Annotated in this window: 10 protein-coding genes; 2 read left to right on the forward strand and 8 right to left on the reverse strand. The window is 57.6% G+C overall.

The genetic code is table 11. The features are described 5' to 3' along the window. Positions 1–19: 19 nt before the first annotated feature. The 3 genes from ispG to hemA form a co-directional block, all read right to left on the reverse strand. Positions 20–1,141, reverse strand: a complete 1,122-nt coding sequence (gene ispG, locus AC2FIS_RS15670; RefSeq protein WP_496774245.1) for a flavodoxin-dependent (E)-4-hydroxy-3-methylbut-2-enyl-diphosphate synthase — start codon at positions 1,139–1,141, stop codon at positions 20–22. A 71-nt stretch (positions 1,142–1,212) separates the two neighbouring features. Next, complete coding sequence (locus tag AC2FIS_RS15675) at positions 1,213–2,427, reverse strand: helix-turn-helix domain-containing protein (protein WP_496774247.1); 1,215 nt, start codon at positions 2,425–2,427, stop codon at positions 1,213–1,215. A gap of 129 nt (positions 2,428–2,556) precedes the next feature. Continuing rightward, entirely contained in the window at positions 2,557–3,780 is a 1,224-nt protein-coding gene (gene hemA / locus AC2FIS_RS15680; protein ID WP_496774249.1) for a 5-aminolevulinate synthase, read from the reverse strand. A gap of 334 nt (positions 3,781–4,114) precedes the next feature. On the opposite strand from hemA, the gene AC2FIS_RS15685 reads away from it, so the two are divergent. Next, positions 4,115–5,500: a dipeptidase gene (locus AC2FIS_RS15685; protein ID WP_496774251.1), complete on the forward strand. Its 1,386-nt coding sequence runs from the start codon at positions 4,115–4,117 to the stop codon at positions 5,498–5,500. A 132-nt stretch (positions 5,501–5,632) separates the two neighbouring features. Here AC2FIS_RS15685 and lpdA read toward each other — a convergent pair whose 3' ends face one another. Further along, on the reverse strand, positions 5,633–7,027 hold the full coding sequence (lpdA, locus tag AC2FIS_RS15690) for a dihydrolipoyl dehydrogenase (protein ID WP_496774252.1): 1,395 nt from the start codon (positions 7,025–7,027) through the stop codon (positions 5,633–5,635). Between the two features lie 216 nt (positions 7,028–7,243). Between lpdA and AC2FIS_RS15695 the strand changes: the two genes are divergently transcribed. After that, the gene (locus AC2FIS_RS15695; protein ID WP_496774254.1) at positions 7,244–7,678 is read left to right on the forward strand and encodes a hypothetical protein; all 435 of its coding nucleotides are present in this window, start codon (positions 7,244–7,246) and stop codon (positions 7,676–7,678) included. Here the strand turns inward: AC2FIS_RS15695 and AC2FIS_RS15700 are convergent. From AC2FIS_RS15700 to AC2FIS_RS15715, 4 genes are all read right to left on the reverse strand, one after another. Continuing rightward, entirely contained in the window at positions 7,675–8,253 is a 579-nt protein-coding gene (locus AC2FIS_RS15700) for a DUF924 family protein (protein ID WP_496774255.1), read from the reverse strand. The genes AC2FIS_RS15695 and AC2FIS_RS15700 overlap by 4 nt on opposite strands. Positions 8,254–8,362: 109 nt before the next feature. Continuing rightward, a complete protein-coding gene (locus AC2FIS_RS15705) occupies positions 8,363–9,634 on the reverse strand; it encodes an MFS transporter (RefSeq protein ID WP_058273985.1) in 1,272 nt (423 codons plus the stop codon). A gap of 112 nt (positions 9,635–9,746) precedes the next feature. Beyond that, entirely contained in the window at positions 9,747–10,793 is a 1,047-nt protein-coding gene (gene queA / locus AC2FIS_RS15710) for a tRNA preQ1(34) S-adenosylmethionine ribosyltransferase-isomerase QueA (protein ID WP_496774257.1), read from the reverse strand. A gap of 48 nt (positions 10,794–10,841) precedes the next feature. After that, positions 10,842–14,228 (reverse strand): YhdP family protein, encoded by a 3,387-nt coding sequence (locus tag AC2FIS_RS15715; RefSeq protein WP_496774259.1) that lies wholly within the window; start codon positions 14,226–14,228, stop codon positions 10,842–10,844. Between the last annotated feature and the right edge of the window lie 41 nt (positions 14,229–14,269).

The following is a 14,269-nucleotide window of genomic DNA, read 5'->3' on the forward strand; positions in this document are numbered from 1 at the left end:
CGAGGGTCAGTGACATCAACTATTCCGCCGCCTCAGCCACGGCGTCCAGTTCCGCGGCCTTCTTCTCGACCTCTTCGACGATGTGATCAATCATCTGGTCGTTCGACATCTTGTGGCTGGCCTTACCTGCCAGATAAACCATGCCCGATCCGGCGCCACCTCCGGTGAAACCGACATCGGTCATCAGCGCCTCACCCGGTCCGTTTACCACGCAGCCGATGATCGACAGGCTCATCGGCGTTTTGATGTGTTCCAGCCGCTGTTCCAGCGCCTCGACCGTTTTGATCACGTCAAACCCCTGCCGTGCGCAGGACGGGCACGAGATGATGTTCACGCCGCGATGGCGCAGGCCCAGAGATTTCAGGATCTCAAAGCCCACCTTCACCTCTTCGACCGGGTCAGCGGACAGGCTGACACGGATCGTGTCGCCGATGCCCATCCACAGCAGATTACCCAGCCCGATGGCCGATTTGATGGTGCCAGACACCAGTCCGCCAGCCTCGGTGATGCCAAGGTGGATCGGCGCGTCTGTGGCCTCGGCAATGCCCTGATAGGCCGCGGCCGACAAGAAGACGTCGCTGGCCTTCACACTGATCTTGAACTCGTGAAAGTCGTTGTCCTGCAGGATGCGAATATGCTCCAACCCGCTTTCGACCATCGCCTCGGGACATGGTTCGCCATATTTTTCAAGCAGGTGCTTTTCAAGACTACCGGCGTTCACGCCGATCCGGATCGAGCAATTATGGTCCTGCGCGGCCTTGATAACCTCTTTCACACGCTTTTCATCGCCGATATTGCCCGGGTTGATGCGCAGGCATGCCGCCCCCGCCTCGGCAGCTTCGATGCCTCGACGATAGTGAAAGTGGATGTCGGCCACGATAGGAACCGGGCTTTCGCGCACGATCTCTTTCAGTGCTTTCGATGACGCCTCATCAGGGACGGAAATCCGCACGATATCGGCACCCGCGTCTGCTGCGGCCTGAACCTGCGCAACGGTCCCGGCAACATCCGTTGTGAGGGTGTTCGTCATCGTTTGAACAGCAATGGGTGCGTCGCCCCCGACCGGAACATTTCCAACCATGATCTGGCGGGATTTGCGGCGATAGATGTTTCGCCACGGGCGGACGTGATTAAGGGACATGAGGACGGGTCCAAAGCTGCCTGAGTTGCGTCTTTAGATAGTCCGCCTACCCGGCCACCGCAATGGCCAGATCACTCAGCCGGCGTTTCAGGTACTTCCGCCTGAAGTTCGGCCACCAACTGTTTGAGGGCGCTATTCTGTTCGGCTTCCAGATCGGCGATCTCATAGCGTTCGGCAACCGCGTCCTTGGACAGCAGAACACCTTTGGTCACCGTGCCCGGCGCGCCAACAGGCCCGAAATGTTCACCATTCATCGAGAAATAAACGGAACCCGAAGCCCCTGCACGCAGTTGCGGTGGTTCTTCGGTCAGCGGAATTTCGAATGTATTGCCCTGCTCGACCGTGCCCAATGTGCCTTCAAACAGTACGCTTCCATCGGCGGCGCGAATACGCATCCACGATGGCGCAACGGCCACGATTTTCAGTGCGGTATCAACCTGTTCAACAACCTGCGGCAATGCGAGGCGTTCAACTGTGTGCACTTCGGCCACTTCGATCCGGGGTGCCTCTGGCGGGCGGAACGTTCCGACTGTGCGAGGGTCCAATGTGGCAATCGGCGCGTCACGTGCCACAAGAACCGGAACATCCAGCGCCTGTGGGCGATAAAGACGATCCAGCGCTTCGGGGGTCGGTGTTGCGGATTCTGCTGCTTCGGCAAGTTCTACCGGTGCGCGGGCTGCATCCAACGGGTCGAGATCGGACAGAACCACCGGGGCCTGTTCAACCGGGCTCACCTGAACCTGTTGGATTTTGTTCAGAACCGCCCAACCGCCATAGCCAATGCCACCAATCACCGCCAGCAGGACCAGAGACGACCCAATGGCGCGTGGCTCAATCTGGCTGACCAGAGATTCCCTGCCCGGGATGTAAGGTGTATTCGGCGAGATGAACGGATCGCGCCCCATCGGGCCCCGCGCGGGCAACCCGCCGGATGGTTTGCGAACAACCGAAGCCTCGGCTGACATACCATGGGCCACTTCGAACCCGCTTTCGGCGCAGAACGTGGCAAAGGTATCATCCGGGTTCATACCCAGATAACGCGCATAAGAACGCACATACCCGGCGATGAAGCCGGGTGTATCAAACGCATCGGGATCAGCGTCTTCGATGGCAGCTATGTAGTTGGCTTTGATCCGCAGTTCGCGCTGAACATCCAGAAGAGACTTGCCCATAGTCGCGCGTTCGCCGCGCATCCTGTCGCCAAGCCGTACCTCATAGTCGTCAAAGCCCTTCGGCCTGACGTCCGTGTTTTCTTCGGAATCGCGCTGTGATCTGCGCCCAATCATCCCTGCTGCCCCATTCTGCCTTGCGCGTGTTACACGCCAACGGCGAATCGCCCACTTAACGATTCGTGCGTCTCTTTTGTTAGCGTAAGCTTAACACGCGACAAACGCATTGCACACTTTGGCGTGAGGTTATCCTGCAAGTTCGGCGCGATTTAGCGCACAATGTGACCAAAGTTCGTCCATCGCCTGGATCAATCGGTTCATTTCACCCGGTCCATGTATCGGAGACGGGGTAAAGCGCAGGCGCTCCGTGCCGCGCGGCACGGTCGGGAAGTTGATCGGCTGGACGTAAATACCATGGTCATCCAGCAGCCTGTCACTCAGGATTTTAGTGTGCACCGGGTTGCCGACGATCACAGGCACGATGTGGCTGCCATGATCGATCAACGGCAGGCCCATCCCTTTCAGGCGCAGCTTAAGCACCTTGGCCTGTGTCTGATGCTGCTCTCGCAACTCTGACGCACCTTTCAGATAGGCCACCGAAGCGGCAGCACCGGCGGCAACGGCCGGCGGAAGCGATGTCGTGAAGATGAAGCCCGGCGCGTAAGAACGCACAGCGTCACACATTTTTTCACTGGCGGCGATATAGCCCCCCATCACGCCATAGGCCTTGGCAAGTGTTCCGTTGATGATGTCGATGCGATGCGCCAAACGATCGCGTTCGGTCACGCCACCACCGCGCGGGCCGTACATGCCAACCGCGTGCACCTCGTCGATGTAGGTCAGCGCGCCAAATTCGTCGGCCAGATCACATATCTCTTCAATTGGGCCGAAATCGCCATCCATCGAATAGACAGACTCGAACGCGATCAGCTTAGGGGCTGCGGGATCGTCAGCTTCAAGCAGTTCACGCAGATGCGCGACGTCGTTGTGACGGAAGATGCGCTTGGCACCGCCATTGCGGCGCACGCCTTCGATCATCGAAGCATGGTTCAGCGCATCGGAATAAATGATCAGACCGGGGAAAAGCTTTGGCAAGGTGCTGAGTGTCGCGTCATTCGCGATATATGCACTGGTGAACAGCAACGCCGCCTCTTTGCCGTGCAAATCCGCCAACTCAGCTTCAAGTTGCTTGTGGTAGACAGTGGTGCCCGAAATGTTACGCGTTCCGCCGGAACCTGCACCAGCAGCATCAACGGCATCATGCATTGCATTCAGAACAACCGGGTTCTGGCCCATACCCAAATAGTCGTTTCCACACCACACGGTGATATTCTGCTGCGAGCCGTCCGGACGCGTCCGTACAGCATGCGGGAAATGACCGTTCTGGCGTTCGATATCAATAAAGGTCCGATAGCGGCCTTCTTCATGCAGCCTGGCAATCGCTGAATCGAGCTGAGCAGTATAGTCCACCAGTATCTCCTTCTGTGCCCGACATAGACGTGCTGTTTGTCGAACCCGTTATTTCCCCGAATGACGGATCAAGCCGTCCCCGCGGTTTGCTTCCCCTTGAGTACCTTGCCTAGTGGCATTGCAGGAGTCGCAGCATTGATCTGTATCAATTATCCCTGTTCACGCCCCCCGACAAGTAAAGTTACGGCCATAAGACGCGAGGAAACGACGCAGGCGATAACCCTGCCACACATTCTGTTTCCGACAGCATACTGCAAATCCTGCCGATACGCACTGGACGGCGCCGCCGGTGCTGTTAGGTTCCGCAGCAGTTCACGCCATTCAGGAGAAGCTCATGTCGCTAGACGCTGTTCTGAGCAGGATCGACACCGATCTGTCCACGTCCATCGACCGATTGATGGAATTTCTGCGCATCCCGTCGATCTCAACCGACCCGGCCTATAAAGAGCAGGTCGATCAGGCCGCCGACTGGCTGGTCGCCGACCTGCAAAGCATAGGCATTACGGCCGAAAAACGCGAAACCCCCGGCCATCCGATGGTCGTTGGCCATGTGGGCGAGGACAACGACGGCCCGCACGTTCTGTTTTACGGCCACTATGACGTGCAACCTGTTGATCCGCTGGAGCTTTGGAATCGCGACCCGTTTGATCCAGCACTAGAAGAAACCGAAAACAGACAGGTGATCCGCGGTCGCGGCTCGTCGGATGACAAAGGCCAGTTGATGACCTTTGTTGAGGCCTGCCGCGCATGGAAAGCGATCCACGGCACCCTACCCTGCCGCATCACGTTCTTCTTCGAAGGAGAAGAGGAATCCGGATCACCTTCATTGGTACCGTTCCTCGAAGCCAACAAGGACGAGTTGAAAGCGGATCTTGCGCTGGTTTGCGACACCTCAATGGTTTCACGCGGCGTGCCATCCATCGCCTCGCAACTGCGCGGCATGCTCAAGGATGAGTTCACCATCGTCGGTCCGCGCATCGATCTGCATTCCGGTCATTACGGTGGCCCGGGCCTGAACCCGCTGCGTGAGCTGTCAAAAATCGTCGCCTCGTTCTACGACGACGAAACCGGTCGCGTGGCCGTTGACGGGTTTTACGAAGGTGTACACGAAGTGCCCGCAGAGCAACTCCGCCAATGGGAAAATTGCGGTTTTGATGAGGCGGAATACCTGAACTCTGTCGGTTACTCGCAACCGCATGGTGAAAAGGGCTATTCCACATTGGAACAGCAATGGGCGCGTCCAACGCTGGAAGTGAACGGTTTGTGGGGTGGCTACAACGGCGCGGGATCAAAAACCGTGATCCCGTCCGAAGCACATTGCAAGATCACCTGCCGGCTAGTCGGCGACATGGACCCCGATGCCCTGCGCGACAAGGTCCGTAAACATGTCGAAGATCGCCTGTCGCCCGACGCGAAAGTTGTCTGGGACAACGACCTCGAAGGTGCTCCGGCATCGGTGATGAACCTTGACCGCCCCGAATTCGAGGCCGCGCGCGGCGCATTATCAGATGAATGGAACCGCGAAGCTGTCTTTACCGGCATGGGCGGTTCGATCCCGGTGGTTGGCTATTTTGATTCGGTTCTGGGATTGGACTCGATGCTGGTCGGCTATGCCAATGACGACGACGCCATCCACTCACCGAACGAAAAGTATGACGTGAAAAGTTTCCACAAGGGCATTCGTTCGTGGGCGCGCATACTGGACGCATTGAATAAATAAGATACTTGCGAGGCTCAGCCTCGTGCTCCGGGATATTTTTAGCCAGATGAAGTAAGGATCCTTCATTCATCTGGCCTTTAAATATCCCGGGGGAGACGCCCGGCACGGGCGGCGGGGGCAGAGCCCCTATTCTTACATGTGGATCACGCGCCCGTAGGCATCCAACACGCTTTCGTGCATCATTTCCGACAGAGTCGGGTGTGGGAAGACAGTGTTCATCAGGTCTTCCTCGGTGGTCTCCAATTGCCGTCCCACTACGTAGCCTTGAATCAACTCAGTAACTTCCGCGCCGATCATGTGTGCGCCCAGTAGTTCACCTGTCTTGGCGTCGAAAATCGTTTTGATCAGGCCCTCGGGTTCACCCAGCGCGATGGCTTTGCCGTTGCCAATGAACGGGAACTTGCCGACCTTGATGTCATAGCCAAGCTCTTTCGCCTTGGCTTCGGTGTACCCCACCGATGCGACCTGAGGCTGACAATAGGTGCAGCCGGCGATGCTTTCTGGCTTCACTGGATGCGCGTGTTTACCGGCAATCAATTCCGCGACCATGACACCTTCATGGCTGGCTTTGTGCGCCAACCAGGGCGCGCCTGCGATGTCACCGATGGCATAAAGACCATCAACGCCAGTGCGGCAGAATTCATCCGTGACGACATGGGTACGGTCAATCTTAACGCCCAAGGCCTCGAGCCCAAGATTTTCGACGTTACCGACAATCCCGACTGCCGAGATCACGGTGTCAAAGTCGTGCTTTTCAACCTTGCCCTTAACCTCAATATGCGCGGTGACCTTACCTTTGGCGCGGTCCAGTTGCTTGACCATCGCCTTTTCCATGATGGTCATGCCCTGTTTGGTAAAGGCTTTCTTGGCCAGCACGCTAATTTCGGCGTCCTCGACCGGCAGGACCCGGTCCATAACCTCGACCACGGTCGTGTCTGCGCCCAAGGTATTATAGAAGCTGGCAAATTCGATTCCGATTGCGCCAGACCCGATCACCAACAGCTTTTTTGGCATCCGTGGCGGTTGGAGCGCGTGCTTGTAGGTCCAGACCAGATCGCCATCCGCTTCCAATCCGGGCAGTTCCCGCGCCCGCGCACCGGTGGCCAGAACGATGTTCTTGGCGGTCAGTTCCTCGGTACCCTTGTCGGTTTTGACGGTGACCTTGCCTTTTGCAGGGATCGTTGCCGCGCCCATGACAACGGTCACTTTGTTCTTTTTCAACAGATGGCCAATGCCGCCCGACAGCTGCGCCGCAACGCCGCGCGAACGCTTGACGACCGCATCCAGATCAAAGCCAATCTTGTCAGCGCTCAGGCCGAAATCCTTGGCCCGCTCCATCAGATGGAACACTTCGGACGTTCGCAGCAGCGCCTTGGTCGGGATACAGCCCCAGTTCAGACAGATACCGCCCAAATGCTCGCGTTCGACCACGGCGGTATTCAGGCCCAGCTGAGCCGCACGGATAGCAGCCACGTAGCCACCGGGACCGGCGCCAATTACGATCAGATCAAAAGATTGTGCTGCCATGTTTCCCTCTCGGCGCAGGTCGATTCAGAAATTAGTTTACCATTAAACTAATCTCCTGAATGCATCAACATATTGCTCCCGCGACAAAACAGACGCAGGGTAAACTGGCGCGGTATGCGCTGTTTTCAGCCTATACCGCGCGTGAACCTATGGCTAGAAGATACGCACCGGGCCTGTCCGGACTTTGTGAAACCCAAGTCATTCGAAAGGCTTACCATGGCCAAAACGCTTAAAGATCTGTTGCTTGCCGTGCTGAATGCAACGCTTATCCTGATTGCACTATGCCTGTTTCTGGGATGGAAGCTGGCTTCGACTGTTGACGACATCACCGTCAAGTTTGCCGAGAAGGTCCAGATCGTAGCGCCCCTGAAGGAAGACGTTCAAGGGATACGCGGTGAACTGACGGCATTGCGCAGCGACCTGTCATCCCTTCAGCTTAGCGGACCAGTTGCTGATAGTGCGACCGCCCGAAAACTGTCTGAGGCTTTGGAAAAGTTGAATGGTTTGGAGAATAGCCTGCAAGCTGCGCAGGCGAGAATAGCCGAGCTGACCGAGGCCCCGGACCAGTTAATCAACACTGCAATTGAAAATTCGGCCGACATTGTTGCCGACCGGATCATTGCAATCCGAGGCTGCGTGCCGGCGTCCTAGCCGGCTGTCTGCAGCTCGCGCACAGTCGCGCCGTATCCGCCCATGTCGACATAGGCGGCCTCGTGCTCGGTCATTGGGCGCGAGAGAGCGTCGTTGCGGTATGGGAACCGACCGAACTTGCGGATCACTTCGCGATGCGCCCTTGCGTGCAACAGGTTGCCGTCGTCGCCATCGGTCATGTTTTGACACATCAGGCGCACACAGCGTTCCTGGTCACATAGGTTTTCCGAATGCATCAATGGAAGATAAAAGAACTGGCGGGCCGGTTCGTCGATCTTCATATCCCACCCTTTGTCCACCGCACATTTCGCTGCTGACAACGCTGCGCGGTCTGAGGCGAAGGCCTCAGCGCTTCCTCGGAACATGTTGCGTGGAAACTGATCCATCAGGATGATGTACGCCAATGCACCGCTGGGATAGGTCAGCCAAAGAGAGAACTTGCCTTCACTCGCAGCCTCCCATGTGTTCAGGAACCTGTCGCGGATTTCTGCATCCAATGCATCATCCTGCAGATACCAACCCTTGGGACCAACCTCATCTAACCAAAAACTCAATACATCTTCAGGACTTGCCATGCCCTTAACTCCGTCGTGTTTCCCCCCCAAGGGACTTAAATTCATTTAAGTGTGTTTTACAGAATTGTAACAGTAAATTATTGCAACACTTGCGACATAAAGTCGTGTTCTAGGCAACATCTTGCGTTTCCTGCTCGGCTTCTGCGGCCTCAATGGCCACTTCCTGCGCCAATTCCATTACAACCGGGGACGCCGTTGGATAGAGCGGCGACATGGTGCCTGTTTCGTCGACCGGGATCGCCGCGCGCTGGGTCATACGGTAGAGCGCATAGCCCGCCATAACGACCAGCAGGATTGCGATGAAAAGGAAAAAGCCCGGAGGACCAAAGACCGCATCCCCCATGAGCCAACCGGTGATCAACGGGCCAGCAATGGCCCCCATGCCGTTGATAAACAAGAGACCCCCTGACGCTGCGGCCATGTCTTCGTGTTCCAGAAAGTCATTCGCGTGCGCAATCAGCAATGAGTAAAGCGGGTTCGACATACCGCCGATCACAAAGGCCGCGCCCAGCAGGATTGGAAACGTCACACCGAACACCAAGCCCACAACTGCCGCGCAGCTGCCGACCCCTGCAACAAGCATAATCAGGAAACGGCGATCCATGCGGTCGGACATCCATCCCAATGGATACTGCAAGACCAGAGCACCGATATAGAATGCGGCAATAAAAGTCGAAATCTCGACCAGCGTCAGACCCGCGCGGGCACCGTATACCGACGCCATCCCGAACTGTGCAGAGAAAACGCCGCCCAGAAGAAACATGCCAACACAGCCCAATGGCGAATATCCGAACAATTCGCGCAAAGTCATCGGTTTGGTTGTGTCAAACGCAGGTGTCGGTGAGATCGACAAGAGAATGGGCGCAAAAGAGACCGAAACCAGAATGGAGGCGATTACAAAGGTGTCGAACCCGGCCGGGTCGCCCAACAGAACCAATCCTTGTGCGCTGATGATGCCTGTCATCTGGAAGATCATGTAAAGAGACAGTGCCTGGCCGCGATTTTCGTTGCTGGCTGCATTGTTGAGCCAGCTTTCCGCAGTAACGTACACTCCGGAAAAACAGAACCCGATCACGACACGACCCAGAATCCAGATAACCGGGTCGGTCATCAACGGATACATGATCATCACGGCAGAAATGAACGATGCCAGCGCCGCGAAGACCCGCACATGTCCGACACGTCGAATCATTTCGGGTGCAAGGCGTGATCCACCCAGGAAACCGACGAAATAGGCCGACATCACGAATGACATCTGAAGGGTCGAAAACCCCTCGATCTCGCCCCGGACACCCAGAATTGTCCCCTGAAGGCCGTTTCCGACCATCAACAGGCCCATACCAAGCAATAGCGCCCATGCGCTGGAAAGGACCTGAATCATTGGGGCCTCCGAAAAATTTCGACCTAGACTGTGACACCGTTTTGCAATCAAAAACGGCTTTGGTCATGCTTGTCTACGACATTGAAAAGATTCGATCCCGACAACACGTCCCTTACGGGATCAAAAGCGACGCATCCCCGTAAGAGAAGAACCGGTAATTCTGTTCAATCGCATGCGCGTACACCTTCCGCATGCGTTCCTGCCCCATCAGGGCCGAAACCAGCATCAACAAGGTGGATTTCGGCAGGTGGAAATTGGTCATCAACGCGTCGGTCACGTGGAACTGAAAGCCGGGATATATGAAGATATCGGTCTCGCCTTCCCATGGTTCGATCTGGCCCGATCGGCTGGCGCTTTCGATCAGACGCAGCGCGGTGGTGCCCACCGGGATGACCCTGCCACCTGCGGCTTTGGTCTCGCGGATTTCTTGCGCGGCGACGGCGCTGACACTGCCCCATTCGGCGTGCATCTTGTGGGTCGTCACGTCCTCAACCTTGACCGGCAGAAACGTTCCCGCGCCCACATGCAGCGTGACATGAGTGACTGCGACACCGCGCGCGCCCAGCGCCCGCATCAACGCCTCATCAAAATGCAGCGACGCCGTCGGGGCGGCAACTGCACCGGAATTGCGGGCCCAGATTGTCTGGTAATCCGTCTTGTCCTGCTCATCCGCAGGCCGCTTGGCGGCGATGTAGGGCGGTAGAGGCATTGCACCGGCCTGTTCCAGAGCAGCATCAAAATCATCGCCCGACAGATTGAACCGCAGATAGGCTTGCCCGTCCTCAACCCGCTCCAGCGTGGCGCTCAGTTGATCCGAGAACTGAATGTCTTCGCCCTGCTTCACTTTCTTCAGCGGTTTGATCAGGGCTGCCCATGTGCCATCAGCCTGCGGGTCCAGCAATGTGGCCTCGATTGCGGCAGACACCGGTCCTTGTGCACTGTCGCGATGGCGCTTTCCGTTCAGACGCGCGGGGATGACGCGCGTGTCGTTTAGCACCAATCTGTCACCCGGCTGCAACCAGTCGGGTAGATCAAAAACATGCGCATCCGAGATCGCGTCACCTTCGGCCACCAACAGGCGCGCGGATGAGCGCGGGCTGGCGGGACGTGTGGCAATCCGGTCTTCGGGCAGATGGAAGTCAAAATCGCTGAGTTTCATAGCCGCGCCATACAATTCCGCATCGGAATCAGCAACAGCCCATCCGGGTCAATTGTCCCGTGGTGGAGAGCCAAAGGTCTTTTTGGGCTCATCCGGCTTTCTCGGCAGCGCGTTGGGACCATCTGATACAGTCGGGGCCGGTGCGCGCAGCAAATTGCGTAGGAACAGTGGCGCAAGGCCAGACAGCGGATTTACGGAAACCTTTGGCTTCGTAAGCGGCCCGGTCAGGCTGTAGTTGAACCCGATGACCCCCTCGCCTTTTTTTGTGAAAACACTTCCGATCGCGTTCACCAGATAGATCGGAGAGATCGCGCCACGCAGGTTCAGCATGCCCGCAACCGTGTCGATCGTGCCGTCAAAGGACAAGCCGATGGACGGGCCAACGGCACTGCCGCTGAGAACTTTGATTTCAGTCGGCGTGATCCGCATGCGGCTATCGATAGTCGAGAAAAAAATCCCCTGCCCGGTCATCTCGTCCAAAAGTCCAACAAGGCTGATCGCGTCTAACAGTGCGGCCATTGCCGGTGCATCGGTAATGCGTGTGTTTAATATCTTGAGGATCACATCATAATTCCCCGGCGCGCTGACCGGTTCCAGTTGCAGATCCAAACTGCCGCCACGCGCCTGGGTGATCACACCAGCTGACCGCAGGACGGCCCCCGCGTCTTTCGACTTTATGTTCACGGCGCTGCCGCTGTCGCGCGGGCTCACTTGGCCGCTGACCGCCGTGCCGCCGTTTACGTTGGCCGTAAAGGAGCCGTTCACCCCGCCTGTGGTTTGAAACGCGCCCCGGAAGCCTGTTAGTGCAATGTCTTCGGTCACCTGCAGGCGGTCCAACAGAACATCGATCCTTGGACCGGGGCCTGACCCTCCTCCTCCGCCACCGCCCGCGCCAAAGGTTGCGCGGCCCAGATTCATGACACCGCCCTGAACGACAATATTGGGGACAGGTCCGCCGGTGTTGATCAGTTCGGCCGGCACCGCCAGCCAGTTGCCCAGATCAAACGAACTGAACCGTATCCGGTCAAAGGCACCCCCGTCCCGGAAGAAGATCGAGGCTTTAGTGCGCAGCCCCGCGACATCAAGCGTCAGATCATCCACTTTGGGCTTTTCACCCAGCGTGGCGTCCAGTGTCATCTTTCCGGTCGCCCCCGTCCCTTTGCGCCAGCCAAGTTCAGGAATCGCCATTCCGACCCCGGCGAGGTCCGAGGTCGCAGAGAGTGTGACGGGTTCATCCGCGCCGATTCCAACGGTGATATCTGCCGTGCCTTTTCCAGTCAGCATGTCCGGCGGCAGCGGCACCTTCAGCTCGTTCATCAGCAACGGCGACAGCTCGATCTGGCCCGTCAGTTCGCTGCGTTGAGGCCCGTCTCCACCAATGGGCTGACGCCACGCGACTTGCATCGGCACTTGGCCGAATAAGCCGTAGCCGTCAATCTTCACCTCGGTCTGATTGCCGGACAGGTTCAAAAGGTCAGCGCTGACCGAATAGTCAGGTACAAGCTTGTCGCTTTGCACATTGTCGATTTCACCGGTGTAATGGAATTCGGTGTCGTGAAACTTAAGCCCCTTTTTCAGCGGCAATGACAATGTGCCTGACAAGCTTACGTCACCAGCCGCCAGATCGACCGGCAAGTTGGCTTTAGACATCAGGCTTAGTGGTGGTCGGTCCAGCAGCGACAGGGCGGCCTCGACGCTGCCGCGCGCCTCGATCCGAGCAATCGCCGGTGTTCCGCCCTTGGCAGTTGTATCCGGGATGATGAACGAGGTTCCCGAGGCATCCACCGCGCCACCCTGATCGGCGATGACAACCCCTTTTTCAGCCGTGACGGTAAAGCGGTCTTTCAAAAGACTAAGCCGGCCCTGCCCGTCCTGGATCAGCGGCAAGGTCTTGGCAAACCTGATCTTGGCCTCATCGAACCCAAGGCCCAGATAGAGGTCCGGCTTACTGCCCGGATGCAAGCGCAGTGAAAATTCCACATCCGAAAACTGACCTTCGAACAGGTTTTCCGACACCCATTTCCGCGGGTTCGGCGCCAGCCTTTCGGGCCAGTATCGCAACAGGTTCTCTGACCCCATCTGGTCCAGTTGCGCATCAAAGGCGGCATCCCAGCCGTCGGGCTGGCCGATCAACCTGCCCGTTGCGTGCAATTCGTGCAGCGCATCGGTGATAGTTAACTGCCCCAGCTGCAGCTCGAACGGAGCCAGCTTGAGTTGAAAATCCACGTCCGCCCGCGCCGTTTCCAGCGATTCCGGGAACAGACCACCGGGGTAGATATCGATACTGTTCAGGGTCAGCTGTGACGTCAGGCTGTCAAGAACACCGTTTTCGACCCCGTTCAAAAAGGCTTTGCCTTCGGCCTGCACGGCCCCCACATCGGACACGACCGAGGCCTCGTTGAATTCCAGAACATGACGCGCGGGGTCATAGGTGAAATAGGCGCGCGCGGATTCGAATCCGATCGGGCGCGTCTCGGGTCTGGGCTGCAGGACACCCTCGCCCAGATTCAACGTCGCAAAAAGCGGACCCAGCGCGGCCTGCCCATCGACGCTGCCGCGTAACGCGCCTGAAATCGGAGCATTGAGCACCTGCAACCAAGCCAGTGCAACGCTTTGGGTGGCAATGTCTTCCGAGGGAAGATCGGTGATCGAAACCCCAAAACTCGCCTGAGGGGTACCAAGCACGCTGGTATAGTTCGCCTCGATCGTGCTGGCATAATCGCGCCCGGTCAACACCGAGAAACCGGTCGCCAGTCGCATTTCGTCACCGTCCCGGATGATCGCAATATGCCCGCCGTCAAACACCCAGGCCCGCCCCAACCGCAGATCCTGATAATCCAGCGTCAGCGATTCCAGATCGACCGCCCGCAAACCTGACAGAAACGGGGACAGGAACACATCATCCGATTCCTCGATCAGCTGTGCCAGCGTCGGAGCCTTTTGCACCGGGGCACTGCCCGACCCAACCGTTAGCGACAGCGCACCGTCCTCACCACGGGTCAAAGCAATCTGCGCGCCCAGCATAGTGATCCGCCGCGGTCTGATCTTGCCGCGCAGCAATTCGCGCATCGACAGGCGTGTCCGCAAATCCGATATCTGAGCGATCTGATGACCCGCTGCATCGCTGATGGTCACATCCGTTAACCGGATTCGCGGGCGCCACTTATCATTGACGATAAAGCTGGCGTCCCCAAAGGTGAATTTCAAACCGCCAAGGCTGCGTTCAAGACGCGCTTCTACCTTCTTGGTTACCCATTCCGGCGCGTGCAGCTGTTTTCCGATCAGAAAGAACCAGCCCGCTCCGACCAGCAGGCACATTAAAAACAAGGTTCCAATGCTCCAGCGCGCGGCGATACGACGGCGTGACCGGCGGCGGACAGGCATCTCGGGCCGGTCGCCACTTGCGTCTTCGTGCTGAGCCAATTTTTTATCCAAGTCTTTCAACCCGCTCGCGTCGCCCTATTATGCCGGGCAGC

It is taken from the genome of Ruegeria sp. CDSB113, from assembly GCF_059611045.1.